Consider the following 20,295-nt stretch of genomic DNA (forward strand, 5'->3'; position numbering starts at 1 on the left):
TCCGGCGTGGGAGCGGGCTTGCCCCGCGATGGGCCCTTCAGTCAAACGCGCTCTTCAAGAACGCCTGCATATCCTTCCAGGAACTCTCATCAGCCGCCTTGTCATACCCGATATCCGGCCCGCCATGCCCCCCATGCCCCAACCGATCCGCATCCGGGTTGGTAAACCCATGCTTGGCCCCCGGAATCCCGACGAACTTGTAGTCCGCCTTGGCCACATCCATCTCCGCCTTGAACGCCGCCACCTGCTCCGGGGTGACCATGCTGTCGGCCTCGCCGTGCTCCACCAGGATCTTCGCCCGGATCACCCCAGGCTTGGCCGGTGTCTGGGTCGCCAGCGCGCCATGGAAGCTCACCACGCCATCGAGCTTCACGCCCCGGCGCGCCGCATCCAGCACCACCTTGCCGCCAAAGCAGTAGCCGATGGCCGCTAGCTGGTGCTTGTTGGTATTGGGCTGGATCTTCAACAGCTCAAGCCCGGCATCGAAGCGCCGGGCGGCCGCCGCCGGGTCCTTCATCGCCGCCGCCATGAACGCCTGGGCGTCGGCGGGGTGCTCGGTGTTCTTGCCGTCGCCGTACATGTCGATGGCCAGGGCGTTGTAGCCCAGTGCCGCGAGGTCGCGAGCGCGGCGCTTGGCGTAGTCGTTCAGGCCCCACCATTCATGCACCACCACCACGCCCGGACGCTTGCCCTCGATGGCGTCGTCGTAGGCGTAGTAGCCGACCAGGCGGTTGCCGTCGGCATCCTGATAGGGAATCTCGCGGGTCTGCACCGCCGCCTGGGCAAGGCTGGCGCTGCACAACAAGGCCAGGGCAAGCAGGGTACGCATGGTCGAGCTCCTTCTTCGGTTCGTTCAGCCAAGGTTCAGGCCGGGTTCAGCGGGGGTTCAGGGCGCCCTCCCTACTCTAGCCCCCAGACAGCAACAACGCATCCAACCCGGAGTACCTGAACCATGAAAACGCTCAACACCCTGATCGCCGCCATGGCGGTTTGCGCCGCCGGCCTCACCAGCGTTGCCCAGGCCGATGACAACTTCGCCAGCCTGACCTACGGCCAGACCAGCGACAAAGTCCGCAAGTCCGGCCTGCTGCAGCGCAACACCGACGGCCTGAACGCCGACGGCATCATCGGCAAGGACAGCACCTGGGGCGCGCGCCTGGGCAAGATCAACGATCAGGGCCGCTACTACCTGACCTACGACAACGTCTCGGGCGACCATGGCGGCGTCAAGCTGCGCCAGGAGAACCTCCTCGGCAGCTACGACCTGTTCCTGCCGGTGGGCGATACCACCAAACTGTTCGGTGGCGGCAGCCTGGGCATGACCAAGCTGACCCAGGACTCGCCAGGCGCCAGCCGCGACACTGACTACGGTTACGCTGTCGGTCTGCAGGCCGGCGTGATCCAGGAAGTGACCGACAACGCCTCGGTCGAGCTGGGCTACCGTTACCTGCGCAGCAACGCCGCCACCGAGATCGGCGCCCACGGCGGGCCGAAGGACGGTACCCTGCGCCTGACCAGCAGCGCGCAGACCTACCTGGCGGCTACCTACAAGTTCTGAGGTCGCTGTTATCCTGTGCAAGCCTCTTCGCGGGTAAACCCGCTCCCACAGGTGGTGCACAGCCCTGTGGGAGCGGGTTTACCCGCGAAGAGGCCGGCACAGGGCATTCCCATTGAAAGGAGATCCGCATGAAATTGCTGGTGGTCGAGGACGAGGCGCTGCTGCGTCATCACCTGTTCACCCGCCTCGGCGAGGGCGGTCATGTGGTGCAGGCGGTGGCCAACGCGGAAGAAGCCTTGTACCAGGCCGAGCAGTACAACCACGACCTGGCGGTGATCGACCTGGGTCTGCCGGGCATGAGCGGGCTGGATTTGATCCGCCAGTTGCGCAGCCTCGGCCAGACTTTCCCGATCCTCATCCTCACCGCCCGCGGCAACTGGCAGGACAAGGTCGAGGGCCTGGCCGCCGGCGCCGACGACTACGTGGTCAAGCCGTTCCAGTTCGAGGAACTGGAAGCCCGCCTGAACGCCTTGCTGCGCCGCTCCAGCGGCTTCACCCAGTCGACCATCGCCGCCGGCCCGCTGGTGCTTGACCTCAACCGCAAGCAGGCGACCCTGGACGAGCAACCGCTGGCGCTGACCGCCTACGAATACCGCATCCTCGAGTACCTCATGCGTCATCACCAGCAGGTGGTGGCCAAGGACCGGCTGATGGAGCAGCTGTACCCGGATGACGAGGAGCGCGACCCGAACGTCATCGAGGTGCTGATCGGCCGTTTGCGCCGCAAGCTTGAGGGGGACAACGGCTTCAAGCCTATCGACACCGTGCGCGGGCTGGGCTACCTGTTCACCGAGCGCTGCCGATGATCCGTTCGCTGCGGGTGCGGCTGATGCTGGCCGCGGCGTTGCTGGCGCTGCTGTTCATGCTGGCGTTGCTGCCGGCGTTGCAGAAGGCCTTCAGCCTGGCGCTGCAGGAGTCGATCGAGCAGCGCCTGGCCTCGGACGTGACCACTCTTATTTCCGCGGCGCGGGTCGAGCGTGGCCAGTTGCAGATGCCTGCACTGCTGCCGGACGAGCGCTACAACCTGCCCTATACCGGCCTGCTCGGCTACATCTTCGACCGCCAGGGCAAGCTGGTCTGGCAGTCGCGGGCCACGCGCAATCGCAACATCAACTATCACCCGCGCTATGACGGGCGCGGCAATGAGTTTGCGCGCATCCACCAGGACGACGGCGAGGAATTCTTCGTCTACGACGTCGAGGTCAAGCTGCTCGGCGGCAAGAGCGCGGCGTTCAGCATCGTCGCCCTGCAGCCGGTGCGCGAGTACCAGGACACCCTTAACGGCCTGCGCGAGAAGCTCTACTTCGGCTTCGGCGCGGCATTGCTGGCGCTGATGGTCCTGCTCTGGGCCGGCCTGACCTGGGGGTTGCGCTCGCTGCGCCGGCTCAGTTCCGAACTCGACGAAGTGGAAAGCGGGGCGCGGGACGGGCTCAGTCGCGAGCACCCGCGTGAACTGCTGCGCCTGACCGGCTCGCTCAACCGCCTGCTGCGCAGCGAGCGCGAGCAGCGCCAGCGCTATCGTGACTCGCTGGATGATCTTGCGCATAGCCTCAAGACCCCGCTTGCGGTGCTGCAGGGGGTGGGCGAAAGCATGGAGCAGGGTGATCGAGAGCAGGCGCGGGTGCTGCAGAGCCAGATCGAGCGCATGAGCCAGCAGATCGACTATCAGCTGCAACGCGCCAGCCTGCGCAAGAGCGGCCTGGTGCGCCACCAGGTCGAGCTCAGGCCGTTGCTCGACAGCCTGTGCAGCACCCTGGCCAAGGTCTATCGCGACAAGCGCGTGGAGGTCGACCTCGACATCCCGGCCCTGGCGCGGGTGCCGATGGAGCAGGGCGCGTTGCTGGAGCTCTTGGGCAACCTGCTGGAAAACGCCTACCGGCTATGCCTGGGGCAAGTGCGGGTGAGCCTGCATCAGTCGCCGGGGCTGCTGGAGCTGTGCGTCGAGGACGATGGGCCGGGCGTGCCGCCGGATCAACGCGAACGGATTCTCGAGCGCGGCGAGCGGCTGGACCGCCAGCACCCAGGGCAGGGGATCGGGCTGGCGGTGGTCAAGGACATCATCGACAGCTATGACGCCGAGCTGAGCCTGGGCGATTCGCCGTTGGGCGGGGCTGCGTTCCGTATCGCTTTCCGACTCGATTGATTCTGCCTTTCCAGTGCGGGGGCGGTGCGTGGGAGCGGGCTAGCCCCGCGATACCGGCGAAGCCGCTGCCATCCGGCGCGGTCCTCATCGCAGGGCAAGCCCGCTCCCACCGACCCTCCCACTGAACACCTCTGAGGCGGATTCCCGCCAACCTGCCCTGTACGATTTCCGCCATCGGGCGGAAATCCGCCATTTTCTGCCGGCATTTTCGCCCCGTCCCGGGGCATTCACACCCTGTAATCATTGGCTGCGCACCTCAAGCGGGCACTTTGGCATCGCCCTTGCTATTCAGCTGGCAGAGGCCTGCCCAGGCACTCGCACACAACGACAAATCCCTCCGGGTACAGGAGGGTTCGCGATTCAGGTGCCCCGACATCCTGGGAAGGATGCGCCGGCCCACTTGAGGAAAAACTAGCCATGACGACTCGTCAGCCGCTGTACAAATCGCTGTATGTCCAGGTGATCGTCGCCATCACCATCGGTATCCTGCTCGGCCACTACTACCCGGAAACCGGCGTAGCCCTCAAACCCCTGGGTGACGGCTTCGTCAAGCTGATCAAGATGGTCATCGCCCCGATCATCTTCTGCACCGTGGTCAGCGGCATCGCCGGCATGCAGAGCATGAAGTCGGTCGGCAAGACCGGCGGTTACGCGCTGCTGTACTTCGAGATCGTCTCCACCATCGCCCTGATCATCGGCCTGGTCGTGGTCAACGTGGTCCAGCCCGGCGCCGGCATGCACGTCGACGTCAGCACCCTGAACGCCAGCAGCGTGGCCGCCTACGCCGCCGCCGGCGCGCAGCAGACCACCGTCGGCTTCCTGCTCAACGTCATCCCCAACACTGTGGTCGGCGCCTTCGCCAACGGCGATATCCTGCAAGTGCTGATGTTCTCGGTGCTGTTCGGCTTCGCCCTGCACCGCCTGGGCAGCTACGGCAAGCCGGTGCTGGACCTGATCGACCGCTTCGCCCATGTCATGTTCAACATCATCAACATGATCATGAAGCTGGCCCCGATCGGCGCCTTCGGTGCCATGGCCTTCACCATCGGCCAGTACGGCGTGGGTTCGCTGGTGCAACTGGGCTACCTGATGGCCTGCTTCTACATCACCTGCATCCTGTTCATCCTGGTGGTGCTGGGCGGTATCTGCCGTGCCCACGGCTTCAGCGTGCTCAAGCTGATCCGCTACATCCGTGAAGAGCTGCTGATCGTGCTGGGCACCTCGTCCTCGGAGTCGGCCCTGCCACGCATGCTGGCCAAGATGGAGCGCCTGGGCGCGAAGAAATCCGTGGTCGGCCTGGTGATCCCGACAGGCTACTCGTTCAACCTGGACGGCACCTCGATCTACCTGACCATGGCCGCGGTGTTCATCGCCCAGGCCACCGACACCACCATGGACATTACCCACCAGATCACCCTGCTGCTGGTGCTGCTGGTGGCTTCCAAAGGTGCTGCCGGCGTCACCGGTTCGGGCTTCATCGTGCTGGCCGCGACCCTGTCGGCCGTCGGTCATCTGCCGGTGGCGGGCCTGGCACTGATCCTGGGTATCGACCGCTTCATGTCCGAGGCCCGCGCCCTGACCAACCTGATCGGCAACGCCGTGGCCACCGTGGTCGTGGCCAAGTGGGTCAAGGAGCTGGACACCGACACCCTGCAGGCGGAGCTGGCGTCCGGCGGCTCGCCGCTGATCGACACCCGTCCGACCGACGACCTGGGCGTGGCCGAAGGCCCGGCGCGTTGATCGCGGTATGAAATGAAAAAGGCGACCCTCGGGTCGCCTTTTTTTGTGTCACTTGCACAATGCCCGGGGGACGCCTACCGCCCCTGTAGGAGCGGCCTTGCCGAGGCGTCGGACCGGTCGGAAAGGGCCGCAAAGCGGCCCCAGGATTTCAGCGTTGATGCAAGGATCGCCGGGGCCGCTCCGCGGCCCTTTCGCGACACAAGGCCGCTCCTACAGGGCATGTATGGGCTTCACAACCGGCATCTACTCGACGCGGGTCTCGCCGCTGTACACCAATATTTCCCGGCAGCGCCGGCACAGGTACCGCCGCCCCTGGCGCACCAGTTTGTGCCGCTGGGCGGTGAACGGGAAATCGCTCTGCGGGCACGGGCAGCGATAGATGTAGCGCGTCGCCACCCGCCGCTGCACTTCATAGTTGTGGCAACGGTTCGGCGGCAGCTCGTATACCCCGCGCATGATCAGCTGCCACTCCTCGCCATGGGCCTGGATGCGGTCACCGAACAATTGGTGGGCCACCAGATGAGCGACCTCGTGAGCCACGGTCTGGCGCAGGAAGTCTTCCTGGTTCTCGCGGTACAGCTGCAGGTTGAAGCGCAGCAGGTTCTCGTGCAGGTGGGCGACACCGGCTTTCTGTCCGCGCAGCTTGAAGCTGACTTGCGGGCGCGGGAAGGTGCGTTTGAAGAAGGTTTCGGCTTGCTGGTAACAGGTTTCGACGCGTTGTCTGAGCAGCTCGGGCATGGCGGGGTGGTTCTCCTGACCGGGCATTATGCCGCAGGCGAGGGCCGGCTGCCGAGCCGCCGGTCAGGCGCACGAAACGAAGCCGCCTTGCGGCGGCCTCGGGTGATGCCCCAGTGTTGGTTGGATCTGATAGGTATGCGTCAGTTGGTATAGACGGGCCCCACGCCCAGTCCCCAGATGATCACGGTCGAGGCCATGATCGCCACCAGTACCACCAGGCCCACCGCCAGCACCGAGCTGGAGAACAGGAAGCCTTCATCCGACGGTATGTTCATGAAGGTCGGCAAGCCGACATACAGCAGGTACACCGTGTAGCAGATCGCCGCCGTGCCGATCAGCATGCCCAGCCACAGGTGCGGGTACAGCGCCGCGAGACCGCCGATGAACAGCGGGGTGGCGGTGTAGGTGGCGAACGCGATGCACTGCGCCATGCTCGGGTTGGCGTCGTAGGTGCGCGCCATCCAGTGGATGAAGGCGCCCATCACCGCGACCCCGGCGAGCATCGCCAGGTACGACATGATGCTCATCCACAGTGCGCTTTCCATGGTCAGCATCACCGCTGGCCGGTCGCCGATCACCCAGCCGACCTGGGTGGTGCCGATGAACGCCGAGACGGCGGGGATCGCCGCCAGGATCAGCGTATGGGTCAGGTACATGTGGCTGATGCTTTCTTCCTCGCCACGGATCTCCCGCCACTCCTGGTCAGGGTGGGTGAACAGCCCAACAACGTGATGAATCATACTGGTCACTCCTATCGTCGTTGCCAAACGCCCCCCAGATGGAGCGCCTGTGGCCCGAGGCCAGGAAACACCGATCATTACGGCAATGTGGCCTTATGTCGCAGTATAGGAAGTCGTTCCCGGCATAAAGCCTGCTTTTTAGAGCAAATCGCGCTGTCAGGCCCGGTACTGATTCCCTTGAAGTCTTTATCGGAATGTCCTACTGCACCGTGCGCTTTGTGCGTAAAATAGTCGGCTTTTGTCACACCTCGCGGATCCAAGCGCTATGGGCACCCTCTCGGTCAACCAGAACAAACTGCAAAAACGCCTGCGTCGTCTCGCCGGCGAAGCCATCACCGACTACAACATGATCGAGGATGGCGACAAGGTCATGGTCTGCCTGTCCGGCGGCAAGGACAGCTACACCATGCTCGACGTTCTGTTGCACCTGCAGAAGGTGGCGCCGATCAAGTTCGACATCGTCGCGGTGAACATGGACCAGAAGCAGCCGGGCTTCCCCGAGCACGTGCTGCCGGCTTACCTGAAAGAGCTGGGCGTCGAGTACCACATCGTCGAGAAGGACACCTACTCGGTGGTCAAGGAACTGGTGCCCGAGGGCAAGACCACCTGTTCGCTGTGCTCGCGCCTGCGTCGCGGTACCCTGTACACCTTCGCCGACGAGATCGGCGCGACCAAGATGGCCCTGGGTCACCACCGCGACGACATCGTCGAGACCTTCTTCCTCAACATGTTCTTCAACGGCGCGCTCAAGGGTATGCCGCCGAAGCTGCGCGCCGACGATGGCCGCAACGTGGTGATCCGCCCGCTGGCCTACTGCAGCGAGAAGGACATCCAGGCCTACTCGGACATGAAGGAATTCCCGATCATCCCGTGCAACCTGTGCGGTTCGCAGGAAAACCTGCAGCGCCAGGTGGTCAAGGACATGCTGGTGGAGTGGGAGCGCAAGCACCCGGGCCGTACCGAGAGCATCTTCCGCGCCCTGCAGAACGTCGCGCCGTCGCAGCTGGCCGATCGCAACCTGTTCGACTTCACCAGCCTGAAGATCGACGAGAGCGCCACCCCGCGTTTCCTCGACGTGCTGAACATCTGAGCCCATGCGCGACTACCAGTGGTTGCACGAGTACTGCCTGAACCGCTTCGGCTCGGCCCAGGCGCTGGAAGCCTTCCTGCCGCAGCCGCGCACGCCCGCGCAGCTGCGCGACATCCCTGACGACCGCTACCTGTCGACCCTGGCCCTGCGCGTGTTCCGCGCCGGGCTCAAGCACAGCCTGGTGGACGCCAAGTGGCCGGCGTTCGAGCAGGTGTTCTTCGGTTTCGACCCGCAGAAGGTGGTGCTGATGGGCGCCGAGCACCTGGAGCGGCTGATGCACGACGAGCGCATCATCCGCCACCTGGGCAAGCTCAAGAGCGTGCCGCGCAATGCGCAGATGATCCTCGACGTGGCGAAGGAGAAGGGCAGTTTCGGCGCGTTCATCGCCGACTGGCCAGAGACCGACATCGTCGGGCTGTGGAAGTACCTGGCCAAGCATGGCAACCAGTTGGGCGGGTTGTCGGCGCCGCGGTTCCTGCGCATGGTCGGCAAGGATACCTTCATTCCTACCGATGACATGGCGGCGGCGCTAATCGCGCAGAAGATCATCGACAAGCCGCCGACCAGCCAGCGCGACCTGGCGCTGGTGCAGCAGGCGTTCAACCAGTGGCATGCAGAGAGTGGCCGGCCGCTGTGCCAGTTGTCGGTGATGCTGGCGCATACTGTCAACCATTGAGATTGCCGGGGCCGCCGTGCGGCCCTTTCGCGACACAAGGCCGCTCCTACAGGAGTACGCGTACCCCTGTAGGAGCGGCCTTGTGTCGCGAAAGGGCTGCAGAGCAGCCCCGGAAATTAACGCCCTTCACCCGCCAGGCGCCGCTCCAGCTGGAACTTCCAGCGCACATACAGCAACCCGCTGACGAACAACCCCAGGCTCACCAGCACCTCGACCCAGCCGAACAGCGCCCGCGCCGGATCGAACGCCGCCAGCACGCCCTTGATGAAGTAGATGTTCACCACGAAGCAGGTCCAGGCATGCGCCCGGGCACTGCCCATCAGCATGCCCGGCAGCACCAGCAGCAGGGGGATCAGCTCGATGGCCATGATCACCTCGACCCGCGCCCCGTGCAGGTCGGCGAACCATAGGTTGTTCACTACCAGCAGGGCGATCAGGCCGAACAGGCAGGCCAGGCTCAGGGCGCGGGTGATCCGCACCCGCGGTGCCAGCCAGTCCAGTGGCGGCAATACCTTCGGCTGCCTAGCCACGTTCGCCACCCAGTGCCTTGGCGGTATTGGCCAGGCGCTGCCCGAGCGCGCGGCACAGGGTGATCTCGTGCGGGTCCAGCTCACGCTTGCCGTCGGCGCCGGCATGGTGGCTGGCGCCGTACGGCGTGCCGCCGCCACGGGTCTCCAGCAGCGCCGATTCGCTGTAGGGCAGGCCGGTCACCAGCATGCCGTGGTGCATCAGCGGCAGCAGCATCGACAGCAGGGTGGTTTCCTGGCCGCCGTGCAGGCTGGCGGTGGAGGTGAACACCGCCGCCGGCTTGCCCACCAGCTCACCGCCCAGCCACAGGCTGCTGGTGCCGTCGAGGAAGTACTTCAGCGGTGCGGCCATGTTGCCGAAGCGAGTCGGGCTGCCCATCGCCAGGCCCGCGCAGTGGCGCAGGTCGTCGAGGGTGGCGTACAGCGCGCCGCTGGCCGGGATGTCCGGGGCCACGGCTTCACACTCGGTGGAGATCGCCGGCACGGTGCGCAGGCGCGCCTCCAGGCCGGCCAGCTCGACGCCGCGGGCGATGTGCCGGGCCATCTCGCTGGTCGAGCCGTGGCGGCTGTAGTACAGCACCAGGATGTAGGGTTCGCTCACGGCAGGATCTCCAGGACCTTCTCCGGTGGGCGGCCGACCACCGCCTTGCTTCCGGCGACCAGGATCGGGCGTTCGATCAGCTTGGGATGTTCGACCATGGCCTTGATCAGCTGGGCGTCGCTCAGGGCCGGGTTGGCCAGGTCGAGGGCCTTGTATTCGTCTTCGCCGGTGCGCAGCAGCTGGCGTGCGCCGATGCCCAGCTTGCCAAGCAGCTGCTCGAGGGTGGCGGCGTCCGGCGGGGTCTCGAGGTAGCGCACGATGGTCGGCGCCAGGCCGCGCGCCTCGAGCAGTTCCAGGGCGCCGCGGGATTTCGAGCAGCGCGGGTTATGATAGAGGGTCAGTTCGGTCATGACGGGTCGCATCCAGCAGGGTGTGGCGGCTATTCTAACCGCAGCGACCGACTTCAATGCTTGAAAACTTCGAGAAGGATTGACCCATGGCAAGGCGTTTGGCAGCTGCACTGGCCATCACCGCGAGCCTGTTGCTCGGCGGCTGCGGTGCGGATTACGGCGTGGACCAGCACGGCAATACGGTTAAGGCCGAACAGATCGACGGCCACTGGCTGGTGCTCAACTACTGGGCCGAATGGTGCGGCCCATGCCGCACGGAAATCCCCGAGCTCAACGCTGCGGCCAAGCAGTGGGAAGCCCAGGGCATCAAGGTGGTGGGGGTGAACTTCGACGGTCTGCAGGGCGCCGACCTCAAGGCCGCCTCCGATACCCTGGGGATCGGCTTCACGGTGCTGGCGCAGGATCCGGCCGAGCGCTACGAGCTGCCGCGCAGCGAGGCGCTGCCGGTGACCTACATCATCGACGACAAGGGCAAGGTGCGTGAGCAGCTGATGGGCGAGCAGACGCTTGAAGGGCTGCAGGCGAAGATCAGGGCTTTGAAAGGCGGCGCCTGACAGATCCCGGGGCCGCGCAGCGGCCCCAGGCTACTTCAGCCTTCCTCGGCCCAGAAACGCAACGGCTTGCCCTCGGCCGGCCAGAAGCGGATCTGCTCGATCGGCGACTCGTCCCAGCGCTGCACCGTCTCCAGCGCCTGCAGAAAGCGCCGTTCCTGATCCATCAATGCCGGCGCGCACAGCTTGCGGGTCTTGCCGACCTTGCCGAAGCTGATGCGCTCGCCGTCCAGGGTATAGGGCGCGAACCAGTGGTTGCAGCCGCCATTGCCGTAGGCACGGCCATCGCTGGCCAGGGTCAGGGTCAGGTGGCTGTAATCGATCAGCGGACGCTCGCCGATCCACTCCAGCCGATAGCTCTGCTCCTGCTGCAGTTTCGAGGGGGGCGCGGCACAGCCCAGCAGGCCGCTGGCGATCAGCACGCCGGTCAGCAGATGTTTCACTCAGCCACGCTCCCGGCACTGTGGGCATACATGCCGGTCGCCCTTGCTGGCCCAGCCCAGTTCCTGGATGCGGGCGCTGGCAGCGGGGGCCTGGCCCTTCTTGCCGAGCTTGGCATCGTTGGCGAACTCGAAGTCCAGCACCGCGTCACAGCTGTCGCACTTGACCTGCCAGTTGAGGATTTCCAGTTCGTTGAACACCGGGCCCTGGGCTACGGCGACCCACTGGCCGTGTGGGTTGATCAGGTGACGCACGGTCTCGACGGTCAGGCGCATGGACAAGTTCTTGCTGCCTTTGAGGGTGACCAGCAGCACATCGCCTCTCTGGATCGAGCCGCCGTTGCCGGTGACCTGGTAGCGGCCCGGTACCAGCGCGCGGCACTCGATCAGCGTGTGTTGCGGGTTGAAAAGGGTGTAGCGGAAATCGTGTTCGACCATGGGTCCTCCAAAATTGCCGCGTATCCTAGCATCAACCGTTTACAAGATTCTGCGCATTGCCTGCCGCCCAGCGGTTGATGTTGTCCAGGGTGGTGCTGGCGATGGCATCCAGTGCCTCGCGGGTGAGGAACGCCTGGTGCGCGGTGACGATCACGTTGGGGAAGGTCAGCAGCCGCGCCAGTACATCGTCCTGCAGCGGCAGGTCGGAGCGGTCCTCGAAGAACAGCTGTGCTTCCTCCTCGTACACATCCAGCCCCAGATAACCCAGTTGGCCGCTCTTGAGCGCGTCGATCAGCGCAGGGGTATCGACCAGCGCGCCACGGCCGGTGTTGATCAGCATGGCGCCGGGCTGCAGTTGGGCCAGGCTGCGCGCGTTGATCAGGTGTTTCGTCGCTTCGCTCAGTGGGCAATGCAGGCTGACGATCCTGGACTCGCGGAGCAATTCGGGCAACTCCAGATAGCGGGCGCCGAGCGCGAGCAGTTCGGGGTTGGGGTAGGGGTCGTAGGCCAGCAGTTGGCAGCCGAAACCGGCCATGATGCGGGCGAACGCCGCGCCGATCTGGCCGGTGCCGACCACGCCGACGGTCTTGCCGTGCAGGTCGAAGCCGGTCAGCCCGTGCAGGGTGAAGTCGCCTTCGCGGGTGCGGTTGTAGGCCCGGGGCAGGCGGCGGTTGAGGGCCAGGATCAGGGCCACGGCATGTTCCGCGACGGCGTGGGGTGAGTAGGCCGGCACGCGGGCCACGGTGAGGCCCAGGCGCTGTGCGGCGCTCAGGTCGACATGGTTGTAACCGGCCGAGCGCAGGGCGATCAGGCGGGTGCCGCCGGCGGCCAGGCGTTCGAGCACCGGGGCATCCAGCTCGTCGTTGATGAAGGCGCAGACCACCTCGAAGCCCTGGGCCAGGGTCGCGGTGTCGAGGGTCAGTCTGGCCGCTTGGTAGTGCAGTTCCAGAGCGTCGCCGCTGGCGGCGCGGGCGAAGCTTTCCTGGTCGTAGTGCTGGCTGCTGAACAACAGGACGCGCATGGCGGGGCTCCTCGGGCGGGAAGGCAGAGTTTAGCCAAGTGGGGTGCAGGGGGGGATGACCTGTGTCGGCCTCTTCGCGGGTTTATCCGCGAAGAGGCCAGAATGTCATGCGCTCTGGCGCGCCTGTTCTGCCAGCCGTGCGATGGCCTGGTCCAGTTCGTCCAGCGCCTGCGCGGCCTGCGGGCTGTCCTGCTTGAGCAAGGTCTCGCTGCGCTGACAGGCGGCGCGCAGCTGCGGCACGCCGCAATAGCGCGAGGCACCATTGAGCCTGTGTACCCGCTCGATCATCGCGGTGCGGTCGGCGGCGTCGCGGGCGGTCTGGATCGCTTCGCGATCGGAATCCAGCGAGGCGAGCAGCATGGCCAGCATGTCCGTCGCCAGGTCCGGCTTGCCCGCCGCCAGGCGCAGGCCTTCTTCCGGGTCGAGCACCTTCAGTTCGCTGCTGTCCGGCAGGCGTTCGATGGCGCGCTCCTGTTGCGGCGTGTCCAGGCTCAGGCCGGTCCATTTCATGACCACCTGGGCCAGCTGGCGCTCGCTGATCGGCTTGGTGAGGTAGTCGTCCATGCCACTGTGCAGCAGGGCGCGCTTCTCGTTGGCCATGGCGTGGGCGGTCAGGGCGACGATCGGCAGGGCCGGGCCGCTCTGGCTGGCCTCCCACTGGCGGATCTGTTCGGTGCAGGCGCGACCATCCATTCCAGGCATCTGCACGTCCATCAGCACCAGGTCGAACGGCTCGTCCTGCACGACCTGGACGGCCGCATAGCCACTGTCCACCGCCAGTACCTCGGCACCCATGTCTTCGAGCAGGGTCTGCACCAGCAGCAGGTTGGCCGGGTTGTCGTCGACACAGAGGATCTTCGGCACGCGCTGGCCGCTGTTGGCACGCCGCTCGCCCAGAGGGCGGCGCGGTTGCACCAGCTCCAGCAACAGGCGACGCAGCTTGCGCGTGCAGGTGGGCTTGGCCAGCAGCTGGCAGTTGGCGTTGGCCAGGTACGGATGGTACAGCGGCTGCTCGGTGGTCGGGCACAGCACCACGCACTGGCAGCCCAGGCGTTCGAGCTGCTGCAGGTAATGGTTGAGCTGCTCGGGCCCCAGGCTGCCCAGGTTGACGCCGAGCACGGCGAATTCGAAGGGCTGTCCGGCCAGGCTGGCGGCCTGCACGGCTTGCAACAGTTGCTCGCAGGATGAGAACAGGCTGACCGTCAGGCCGCAGTCCTCGAGCTGGTGCTCCAGGGCCTGGCGCGCCAGGTCGTGGCCGTCGACGATGGCCACCCGGCGATCGAGCAGCGCCTGCAGGGGTTGCTCGTCGACGTCGTCGTGGGCCTTGGGCAGGTTCAGGCTGATCCAGAACTGCGAACCTTCACCCGGCGTGCTGTCGACCCCGATCTCGCCGCCCATCTGCTCGATCAGGCGCTTGGAGATCACCAACCCCAGGCCGGTGCCGCCGGGCTGGCGCGACAGCGAGTTGTCGGCCTGGCTGAAGGCCTGGAACAAGGTGCGCACGTCCTGGGGTGAAAGGCCGATGCCGGTGTCCTGGACACTGATGCGCAGCTGCACGCAGTCGTCCTGCTCGTCCTCGAGCATGGCGCGCACCACGATCGTGCCTTCGCGGGTGAACTTGATGGCGTTGCTCACCAGGTTGGTGAGGATCTGCTTGAGCCGCAGCGGGTCGCCGACCAGCGACAGCGGGGTGTCTCGGTAGACCAGGCTGAGCAGCTCAAGCTGCTTGGCGTGGGCAGCCGGGGCGAGGATGGTCAGGGTGTCCTGGATCAGGTCGCGCAGGTTGAACGGAATGCTGTCGAGCACCAGCTTGCCGGCCTCGATCTTGGAGAAGTCGAGGATCTCGTTGATGATGCCCAGCAGGTTGTCGGCGGACTTCTCGATGGTGCCCAGGTAGTCGAGCTGGCGTGGGGTGAGCTCGCTTTTCTGCAGCAGATGGGTGAAACCGAGGATGCCGTTGAGCGGGGTACGGATCTCGTGGCTCATATTGGCCAGGAATTCGGACTTGATGCGACTGGCTTCCAGGGCCTCCTTGCGCGCCATGTCCAGCTCGATGTTCTGGATCTCGATGGTTTCCAGGTTCTGGCGCACGTCCTCGGTGGCCTGGTCGATGCTGTGCTGCAGCTCCTCATGGGCGCTGTGCAGGGTTTCGGCCATGCGGTTGATGCCCGCGCCCAGCTCGTCCAGCTCGTGGCTGCCCATGGCCGGCAGGCGTTCCTCGAGGTTGCCGTCCTTGAGTTGGTTGACCGCGTGCTTGATGCGGTTGATCGGGTCGTTGATGGTGCGGCTCATGCGCAGGGCGAGCAGGGCGGTCAGGCTCAGGCAGGCGAAGATCAGCAGGAGGGTGGTGAACAGGTTGCGATAGCCGCGCAGCAGGGTGCCATCGTGCGACAGCTCGATCTCGACCCAGCCGAGCAGGCGTTCGGCCTCGGCGGGCACGGCGTCGGTGGCCAGGTCGCGGTGATGGCCGAACACCGGCATCAGGTAGCGGGTGGCATCGTTGCCGGTGCGCTGCAGCAGCTGCGTGCCGGTGCCGCCGCTGGGCGGCTGGTTGAGCATGCTCGGGCCGGCGTGGGCCAGGCGCGAGCGGTCGGCGGCCAGGAATGCCACGGCGCGCACGTCGGATTGCTCCAGTGCCTGCGCGGCGATGCGCTCCAGCTGTCCGGGCGCCTGGCGAGCGAGGGCCGGTGCCGCCAGTGGCGCCAGTTGTTCGGCGATCATCTTGCCGCGTTGCAGCAGCTGCGTGCGCAGCTCGTTCTGCTGCAACCAGGTGAAGTAGCTGCCCAGCACCAGCGCCATCAGGCTGGCGGGCAGCAATGCCAGCAGCAACACCCGGCTGCGGATTCCCAAACGATCGAGCACACCTGTCTCCTGTCATGTGCTTAAGGACGCGATTCGCGCTTCAGCCGGAACGTTACTCCGCGCCTGGTGGCATTGCACCCATTTGTTTGCCGGCGATACGCGACGTGTCGGCCTTGCCGGGCATTTTCCTACATCACGCCAGTCGGAGTTCGGTTGCCTTGTCCGGACTGCCTGTCCAATAATCGCGCAACTGAGAATTGATGGCAGTTGCCAATGAATCCCGTAGCTATCCACATCCCCAACATCCTCGCGATCGAGGACGATCCCGTGCTGGGCGCGTACCTGCATGAAGAGCTGCAACGGGGTGGCTTCCAGGTGACCTGGTGTCGCGATGGCCTGGAGGGCCTGGAGGTCGCCGGGCGACAAGTGTTCGACCTGGTGTTGATGGACATCCTGCTGCCAGGTCTCAATGGCCTGGACGCGCTGGCCAGGCTGCGCCGGCACAGTGCCACGCCAGTGATCCTGATGTCGGCGCTGGGGGCCGAGGCGGACCGGATCTGTGGCTTCGAGCGTGGTGCCGACGATTATCTGCCCAAACCGTTCAGTTTCGCTGAACTGCGTGTGCGCATCGCGGCGATCCTGCGCCGGGTGGCCTTCGAACGGCGCGCGCTGATACCGAGCCAGGTGGACCCTGGCCAGTTGCATTTCGACGAGCAGGCCGCGGATGTAAGCCTCGCCGGGACATCGGCCGGGCTGACGCCAAGCGAGTACCGTCTGCTCGATATCCTTCACCGCAACTGCGATGAAGTGATGAGCAAGCCTTTCCTTTACCAGCAGGTCCTGCAGCGCGGCTACTCGCGCCATGATCGCAGCCTGGACATGCACGTCAGCCAGATCCGCCGCAAGCTCAAGGCCATCGGCTACCACGAACGGCAGATCCGCACCGTCTGGGGCAAGGGATATGTTTGTGGCACGGGCGAGGGTGACTGAACCGTGCTCGATCGCCACTCGCTGTTCTGGAAACTGACGATCCTGCTGGTGGGTTTCTGCCTGCTGATGATTGGCCTGAGTTACAGCTGGGGTCGTCATATGGAAAACCAGGACGCCTTCCTCTCTGAACCTGCCCGGCATGTCCTGCGTGGCTATGCCTCCGAGGCCGAGCAAGCCTGGCTACAGGGCGGACGTGAGGGCGTGGATGCCTGGTTGGTCGGGATGCGCACGCGCGAGCGAGGTTGGCTGGGTGTGCTGAACAGCAACCTGCAGCCCTTGGGCAGCGGCGAACTGACGGTCGAGCAGATCCAGCGTCTGACCCGCCTGCGCGGCGTCGACTGGCCCATGAGTCGGCGCAGCATCGGTCAGCCTTGGTTGCGTCTGCCGTTCCCTGGCTCACCGGAGCAGGGCATGCTGGTCATCGAGCTGCCCGAGCGCTTCAACCCCGGCCAATACCGACTGTTCTGGCGTGTGATGACCAATGGCATCATTCCGGGCCTGTTCACCTTGCTGCTGTGCGTCGGCCTCTATCGCATGCTGATCGTGCCGCTCAATCAACTGCGCGAGCAGGCCAATGCCTGGCGTGTCGACCAGCTGGCGGCGCGCCTGGATCCGCGCACGACCCAGCGCCATGACGAGCTCGGCGAGCTGGCCCGCGCCTTCGACCAGATGGCCGAGCGCCTGCAAGGCACGGTAGCGTTGCAGCAGCAGTTGCTGCGTGACCTGTCCCACGAGATGCGCACGCCCTTGAGCCGCTTGCGGGTGGCCTGTGATGGCGAGGCCGACCTGCCGCGCCTGCGTGAGCGCCTGCACCGGGAGGTGGACGGCATGCAACAGCTGGTGGAGAACACCTTGCAGTTGGCCTGGCAGGACGCCGAGCGTGCACCGATGAACCTCGAGCCGATCCAGCTATTGGCGCTGTGGGACATGCTCAGCGAGAACGCCTGCTACGAGAGCGGCTGGGCGGCGGACCGGCTGCGTTGCGAGCTGCCGGCCGACTGCTGGCTGCAAGGCAACCTCAATCACCTGGCCCAGGCACTGGAGAATATCCTGCGCAACGCCATCCGCCATTCGCCGGCCAATGGCACGGTCCGGCTGCGCGGACGGCGCGACGGCCCATACTGGCGCATCGACCTGGAGGACGAGGGCGGCGGGGTGCCCGAGGGCGATCTGGAACGGATCTTCGCACCGTTCTCACGATTGGACGGATCGCGTCCGGGAGATGGCGGTTTCGGCCTCGGCCTGAGCATTGCCCGCAGCGCCATCGAGCGTCAGGGCGGGCGGGTGTGGGCGGTCAACGGAGCGGGCGGATTGCGGGTATGCATGCGCTTGGCGGTGTGCGAGCCTGGCTGCACGGCGGCGTTATCTGTCTAGACGCGGGGCGGGGCTGGTACGGCGTTGCTTGCTTCGCGGGTAAACCCGCTCCCACAGTTGAGGTTAGCGCGGGCACCGTGGGTGCGGGCTTGCCGGGGCGCCGAACCGCTGCGAGCACCGGCGTAGCCGATATCAGGCACCGCCAGGTATGCATTTCTTATAGCCACCCGCTATAACGTCCGACGATTGCGTGATATGGCCGCGCCGGGTTTGCCGGTATGATAGGCGCCCCTGCCGTCCGGATTGCGAACACGCCCATGACCCTGCAGTACCCTACCATCGCCGATTGCGTCGGCCACACGCCTCTGGTTCGCCTGCAGCGCATTGCCGGGGCCACCAGCAACACCCTGCTGCTCAAGCTCGAAGGCAACAATCCGGCGGGCTCGGTCAAGGATCGTCCCGCGCTGTCGATGATCGCCCGCGCCGAGTTGCGCGGCCAGATCAAACCGGGCGACACCCTGATCGAGGCCACCTCCGGCAACACCGGCATCGCCCTGGCCATGGCCGCGGCGATCAAAGGCTACAAGATGATCCTGATCATGCCGGACAACTCCACCGCCGAACGCAAGGCGGCGATGACCGCCTACGGCGCCGAGCTGATCCTGGTGACCAAGGAAGAGGGCATGGAAGGCGCGCGCGACCTCGCCGAAAAACTGCAGGCCGAAGGCCGTGGCCTGGTGCTCGACCAATTCGCCAATGGCGACAACCCGATCGCCCACTACAACAGCACCGGCCCGGAAATCTGGCAACAGACCCAGGGCACCATCACCCACTTCATCAGTTCCATGGGCACCACCGGCACCATCATGGGCTGCTCGCAGTACCTCAAGGAGCAGAACCCGGCGGTGCAGATCGTCGGCCTGCAGCCGATGGAAGGCTCGGCCATCCCCGGCATTCGCCGTTGGCCGCACGAGTACCTGCCGAAGATCTTCGACGCCAGCCGCGTCGACCGGGTGATGGACATGTCCCAGCAGGAGGCCGAGGACACCACGCGCCGCCTGGCCCGTGAAGAGGGGATCTTCTGTGGCGTTTCTTCCGGTGGCGCGGTGGCGGCGATGCTACGCCTGTCCCGTGAGGTCGAGAACGCGGTGATGGTCGCCATCATCTGCGATCGCGGCGACCGCTACCTGTCCACCGGCCTGTTCGACGCGACCTGATGTCCAGAAAGAAAAGCAACGGCGGCCTGCGCTTCCAGCCGGCCGGTGGCAACCGCGCCCCACAGGTACCCGTGGGCAAGAAGCAGCGCCTGCGGATCGAGCGCCTGGCCGGTGACGGCCGTGGCATCGCCTTCGTCGACGGGCGCACCTGGTTCGTCAGTGGTGCGCTTGGTGGCGAAGAGGTCGAGGCGCGGGTGCTCGGCGCACGCGGCAAGGTGGTCGATGCGCGACTGGAGCGCGTCTTCCAGCCCAGCCCGGAGCGTCGCGAGGCACCCTGCAGGCATTACGATCGCTGCGGCGGTTGCAACCTTCAGCACCTGCCCCACGAGGGCCAGCTGGCGCTCAAGCAACGCCTGCTGGCCGAGCAGTTGCAGCGTGTTGCCGGCCTGCAGCCGGACGAGTGGGCCGCGCCCTTGAGCGGGCCGGAATTCGGTTACCGGCGCCGGGCGCGGGTGGCGGTGCGCTGGGACGCCAAGGCGCGTCAACTGGAGGTCGGGCTGCGCGCCGAGGCCAGCCAGGACATCGTCGCCATCGACGACTGCCCGGTACTGGTACAACCTTTGCAGAACATCATTCGCCACCTGCCTACCGTGTTGCGCAGCTTGAGCAAGCCGCAGGCGCTTGGGCATGTCGAGCTGTTCAGCGGCACTGCCGAGGCTGTGCTGGTGCGTCATGTGGCAGCGCTTCCGGCTGAAGACCTGGCGCGCCTGGAGGCATTCTGCCGCGAAGCCGGCGCCCAGTTGTGGCTGCAGGGCGAGGGCGAGCCGGCGCCGCTGGATGCCACGGCGCAGCTGGGCTTTGCCCTGGAGCCGTGGGGGCTCGAATTGGCTTGGCGGCCGGGCGACTTCGTTCAGGTCAATGCCCAGGTCAACACGCTGATGATTCAGCAGGCCCTGGCCTGGCTGGCGCCCCAGGCGCACGAACGGGTGCTCGACCTGTTCTGCGGGCTGGGCAACTTTGCCCTGCCGCTGGCCCGGCAGGCCCGCGAAGTGGTGGCGGTGGAGGGCGTACAGGCGATGGTCGAGCGTGCCGAAGCCAACGCCCGGCACAACAATGTGCATAACGCACGGTTTTTTCAGGCCGATTTATCGCAGCCTTTGGCTGGCGCCGGATGGCTCGCCGAGGGCTTTTCTGCGGTACTCTTGGACCCACCGCGTGACGGGGCCTTCGAGGTGGTGCAAGGCATCGCCCGGCTCGGCGCGAAACGGTTGGTCTATGTATCGTGCAACCCGGCCACGCTGGCGCGAGACGCGCAGGTGCTGGTCGGGCAGGGGTACCGGTTAAAAAGGGCCGGGATTCTCGACATGTTTCCTCAGACGGCGCATGTCGAAGCCATGGCGTTATTCGAAGCGGGCTAGC

General features: G+C 65.7%; 21 protein-coding genes. 11 read left to right on the plus strand and 10 right to left on the minus strand.

Going from position 1 to position 20,295, the window contains the following annotated elements; genetic code table 11:
- Window positions 1–37: 37 nt before the first annotated feature.
- Window positions 38–829 carry a dienelactone hydrolase family protein gene (locus ACYUME_RS06455; protein WP_460418355.1) on the minus strand — a complete coding sequence of 264 codons (792 nt, stop codon included), beginning with the start codon at window positions 827–829 and terminating at the stop codon, window positions 38–40.
- A gap of 123 nt (window positions 830–952) precedes the next feature.
- Here ACYUME_RS06455 and ACYUME_RS06460 point away from each other — a divergent pair, with 123 nt between their 5' ends.
- The 4 genes from ACYUME_RS06460 to ACYUME_RS06475 all read left to right on the plus strand — a co-directional run bounded on the left by ACYUME_RS06460 (window position 953) and on the right by ACYUME_RS06475 (window position 5,441).
- Window positions 953–1,558, plus strand: a complete 606-nt coding sequence (locus tag ACYUME_RS06460) for an outer membrane protein (RefSeq protein WP_460418356.1) — start codon at window positions 953–955, stop codon at window positions 1,556–1,558.
- Between the two features lie 128 nt (window positions 1,559–1,686).
- Window positions 1,687–2,364 (plus strand): response regulator, encoded by a 678-nt coding sequence (locus tag ACYUME_RS06465; RefSeq protein WP_279883887.1) that lies wholly within the window; start codon window positions 1,687–1,689, stop codon window positions 2,362–2,364.
- Window positions 2,361–3,701: an ATP-binding protein gene (locus tag ACYUME_RS06470; RefSeq protein WP_460418357.1), complete on the plus strand. Its 1,341-nt coding sequence runs from the start codon at window positions 2,361–2,363 to the stop codon at window positions 3,699–3,701. The genes ACYUME_RS06465 and ACYUME_RS06470 overlap by 4 nt, the downstream gene beginning before the upstream one ends.
- A 417-nt stretch (window positions 3,702–4,118) precedes the next feature.
- The gene (locus ACYUME_RS06475; RefSeq protein WP_279883885.1) at window positions 4,119–5,441 is read left to right on the plus strand and encodes a dicarboxylate/amino acid:cation symporter; all 1,323 of its coding nucleotides are present in this window, start codon (window positions 4,119–4,121) and stop codon (window positions 5,439–5,441) included.
- A 243-nt stretch (window positions 5,442–5,684) separates the two neighbouring features.
- Here the strand turns inward: ACYUME_RS06475 and ACYUME_RS06480 are convergent, their stop codons facing one another.
- Window positions 5,685–6,179, minus strand: coding sequence for a SprT family zinc-dependent metalloprotease (locus tag ACYUME_RS06480; RefSeq protein WP_279883884.1), 495 nt, complete (start codon window positions 6,177–6,179; stop codon window positions 5,685–5,687).
- A 140-nt stretch (window positions 6,180–6,319) separates the two neighbouring features.
- Window positions 6,320–6,919, minus strand: coding sequence for a Yip1 family protein (locus ACYUME_RS06485; protein ID WP_279883883.1), 600 nt, complete (start codon window positions 6,917–6,919; stop codon window positions 6,320–6,322).
- Window positions 6,920–7,184: 265 nt separating this feature from the next.
- On the opposite strand from ACYUME_RS06485, the gene ttcA reads away from it, so the two are divergent.
- Both ttcA and ACYUME_RS06495 read left to right on the plus strand, forming a co-directional pair.
- On the plus strand, window positions 7,185–8,009 hold the full coding sequence (ttcA, locus tag ACYUME_RS06490) for a tRNA 2-thiocytidine(32) synthetase TtcA (RefSeq protein WP_011532643.1): 825 nt from the start codon (window positions 7,185–7,187) through the stop codon (window positions 8,007–8,009).
- A 4-nt stretch (window positions 8,010–8,013) separates the two neighbouring features.
- Window positions 8,014–8,685: a DNA-3-methyladenine glycosylase I gene (locus ACYUME_RS06495; protein WP_460418358.1), complete on the plus strand. Its 672-nt coding sequence runs from the start codon at window positions 8,014–8,016 to the stop codon at window positions 8,683–8,685.
- A gap of 116 nt (window positions 8,686–8,801) precedes the next feature.
- Here the strand turns inward: ACYUME_RS06495 and ACYUME_RS06500 are convergent, their stop codons facing one another.
- From ACYUME_RS06500 to arsC, 3 genes are read right to left on the minus strand one after another with little or no spacing between them, the layout of a single operon-like run.
- Complete coding sequence (locus ACYUME_RS06500; RefSeq protein WP_460418359.1) at window positions 8,802–9,215, minus strand: DUF2069 domain-containing protein; 414 nt, start codon at window positions 9,213–9,215, stop codon at window positions 8,802–8,804.
- A complete protein-coding gene (wrbA, locus tag ACYUME_RS06505; protein WP_460418360.1) occupies window positions 9,208–9,813 on the minus strand; it encodes an NAD(P)H:quinone oxidoreductase in 606 nt (201 codons plus the stop codon). The genes ACYUME_RS06500 and wrbA overlap by 8 nt, the downstream gene beginning before the upstream one ends.
- Window positions 9,810–10,163, minus strand: coding sequence for an arsenate reductase (glutaredoxin) (gene arsC / locus ACYUME_RS06510; protein WP_460418361.1), 354 nt, complete (start codon window positions 10,161–10,163; stop codon window positions 9,810–9,812). The genes wrbA and arsC overlap by 4 nt, the downstream gene beginning before the upstream one ends.
- 86 nt (window positions 10,164–10,249) lie before the next feature.
- Between arsC and ACYUME_RS06515 the strand changes: the two genes are divergently transcribed.
- Window positions 10,250–10,717, plus strand: coding sequence for a TlpA disulfide reductase family protein (locus ACYUME_RS06515; protein WP_460418362.1), 468 nt, complete (start codon window positions 10,250–10,252; stop codon window positions 10,715–10,717).
- 35 nt (window positions 10,718–10,752) lie between these two features.
- On the opposite strand, the gene ACYUME_RS06520 is transcribed toward ACYUME_RS06515, so the two are convergent.
- The 4 genes from ACYUME_RS06520 to ACYUME_RS06535 form a co-directional block, all read right to left on the minus strand.
- The gene (locus tag ACYUME_RS06520) at window positions 10,753–11,157 is read right to left on the minus strand and encodes an META domain-containing protein (protein ID WP_279883872.1); all 405 of its coding nucleotides are present in this window, start codon (window positions 11,155–11,157) and stop codon (window positions 10,753–10,755) included.
- Window positions 11,158–11,592 carry a hypothetical protein gene (locus tag ACYUME_RS06525; protein ID WP_460418363.1) on the minus strand — a complete coding sequence of 145 codons (435 nt, stop codon included), beginning with the start codon at window positions 11,590–11,592 and terminating at the stop codon, window positions 11,158–11,160.
- A gap of 31 nt (window positions 11,593–11,623) precedes the next feature.
- Window positions 11,624–12,613 (minus strand): 2-hydroxyacid dehydrogenase, encoded by a 990-nt coding sequence (locus ACYUME_RS06530; RefSeq protein WP_460418364.1) that lies wholly within the window; start codon window positions 12,611–12,613, stop codon window positions 11,624–11,626.
- A gap of 105 nt (window positions 12,614–12,718) precedes the next feature.
- On the minus strand, window positions 12,719–15,475 hold the full coding sequence (locus ACYUME_RS06535) for a response regulator (RefSeq protein ID WP_460418365.1): 2,757 nt from the start codon (window positions 15,473–15,475) through the stop codon (window positions 12,719–12,721).
- A gap of 213 nt (window positions 15,476–15,688) precedes the next feature.
- Between ACYUME_RS06535 and ACYUME_RS06540 the strand changes: the two genes are divergently transcribed.
- The 4 genes from ACYUME_RS06540 to rlmD all read left to right on the plus strand — a co-directional run bounded on the left by ACYUME_RS06540 (window position 15,689) and on the right by rlmD (window position 20,294).
- Complete coding sequence (locus ACYUME_RS06540) at window positions 15,689–16,405, plus strand: response regulator transcription factor (RefSeq protein WP_460418366.1); 717 nt, start codon at window positions 15,689–15,691, stop codon at window positions 16,403–16,405.
- 3 nt (window positions 16,406–16,408) lie between these two features.
- The gene (locus ACYUME_RS06545; protein ID WP_460418367.1) at window positions 16,409–17,779 is read left to right on the plus strand and encodes a HAMP domain-containing sensor histidine kinase; all 1,371 of its coding nucleotides are present in this window, start codon (window positions 16,409–16,411) and stop codon (window positions 17,777–17,779) included.
- Between the two features lie 257 nt (window positions 17,780–18,036).
- The gene (cysM, locus tag ACYUME_RS06550) at window positions 18,037–18,936 is read left to right on the plus strand and encodes a cysteine synthase CysM (RefSeq protein ID WP_460418368.1); all 900 of its coding nucleotides are present in this window, start codon (window positions 18,037–18,039) and stop codon (window positions 18,934–18,936) included.
- Window positions 18,936–20,294 (plus strand): 23S rRNA (uracil(1939)-C(5))-methyltransferase RlmD, encoded by a 1,359-nt coding sequence (gene rlmD / locus ACYUME_RS06555; RefSeq protein ID WP_460418369.1) that lies wholly within the window; start codon window positions 18,936–18,938, stop codon window positions 20,292–20,294. Before cysM ends, rlmD begins: the two co-directional genes overlap by 1 nt.
- The last annotated feature ends 1 nt before the right edge of the window (window position 20,295 follow it).

This window comes from Pseudomonas sp. microsymbiont 2 (assembly GCF_054788395.1).

Excerpts from the sequence above, each read along its gene's own strand:
- ACYUME_RS06515 (WP_460418362.1), top strand. The coding sequence starts at position 10,250 with ATGGCAAGGCGTTTGGCAGCTGCACTGGCCATCACCGCGAGCCTGTTG.
- ttcA (WP_011532643.1), top strand. The coding sequence starts at position 7,185 with ATGGGCACCCTCTCGGTCAACCAGAACAAACTGCAAAAACGCCTGCGT.
- cysM (WP_460418368.1), top strand. The coding sequence starts at position 18,037 with ATGACCCTGCAGTACCCTACCATCGCCGATTGCGTCGGCCACACGCCT.
- ACYUME_RS06455 (WP_460418355.1), bottom strand. The coding sequence starts at position 829 with ATGCGTACCCTGCTTGCCCTGGCCTTGTTGTGCAGCGCCAGCCTTGCC.
- arsC (WP_460418361.1), bottom strand. The coding sequence starts at position 10,163 with ATGACCGAACTGACCCTCTATCATAACCCGCGCTGCTCGAAATCCCGC.
- rlmD (WP_460418369.1), top strand. The coding sequence starts at position 18,936 with ATGTCCAGAAAGAAAAGCAACGGCGGCCTGCGCTTCCAGCCGGCCGGT.
- ACYUME_RS06475 (WP_279883885.1), top strand. The coding sequence starts at position 4,119 with ATGACGACTCGTCAGCCGCTGTACAAATCGCTGTATGTCCAGGTGATC.
- ACYUME_RS06460 (WP_460418356.1), top strand. The coding sequence starts at position 953 with ATGAAAACGCTCAACACCCTGATCGCCGCCATGGCGGTTTGCGCCGCC.
- ACYUME_RS06465 (WP_279883887.1), top strand. The coding sequence starts at position 1,687 with ATGAAATTGCTGGTGGTCGAGGACGAGGCGCTGCTGCGTCATCACCTG.
- ACYUME_RS06525 (WP_460418363.1), bottom strand. The coding sequence starts at position 11,592 with ATGGTCGAACACGATTTCCGCTACACCCTTTTCAACCCGCAACACACG.
- ACYUME_RS06540 (WP_460418366.1), top strand. The coding sequence starts at position 15,689 with ATGAATCCCGTAGCTATCCACATCCCCAACATCCTCGCGATCGAGGAC.
- ACYUME_RS06485 (WP_279883883.1), bottom strand. The coding sequence starts at position 6,919 with ATGATTCATCACGTTGTTGGGCTGTTCACCCACCCTGACCAGGAGTGG.
- ACYUME_RS06530 (WP_460418364.1), bottom strand. The coding sequence starts at position 12,613 with ATGCGCGTCCTGTTGTTCAGCAGCCAGCACTACGACCAGGAAAGCTTC.
- ACYUME_RS06495 (WP_460418358.1), top strand. The coding sequence starts at position 8,014 with ATGCGCGACTACCAGTGGTTGCACGAGTACTGCCTGAACCGCTTCGGC.
- ACYUME_RS06480 (WP_279883884.1), bottom strand. The coding sequence starts at position 6,179 with ATGCCCGAGCTGCTCAGACAACGCGTCGAAACCTGTTACCAGCAAGCC.
- ACYUME_RS06470 (WP_460418357.1), top strand. The coding sequence starts at position 2,361 with ATGATCCGTTCGCTGCGGGTGCGGCTGATGCTGGCCGCGGCGTTGCTG.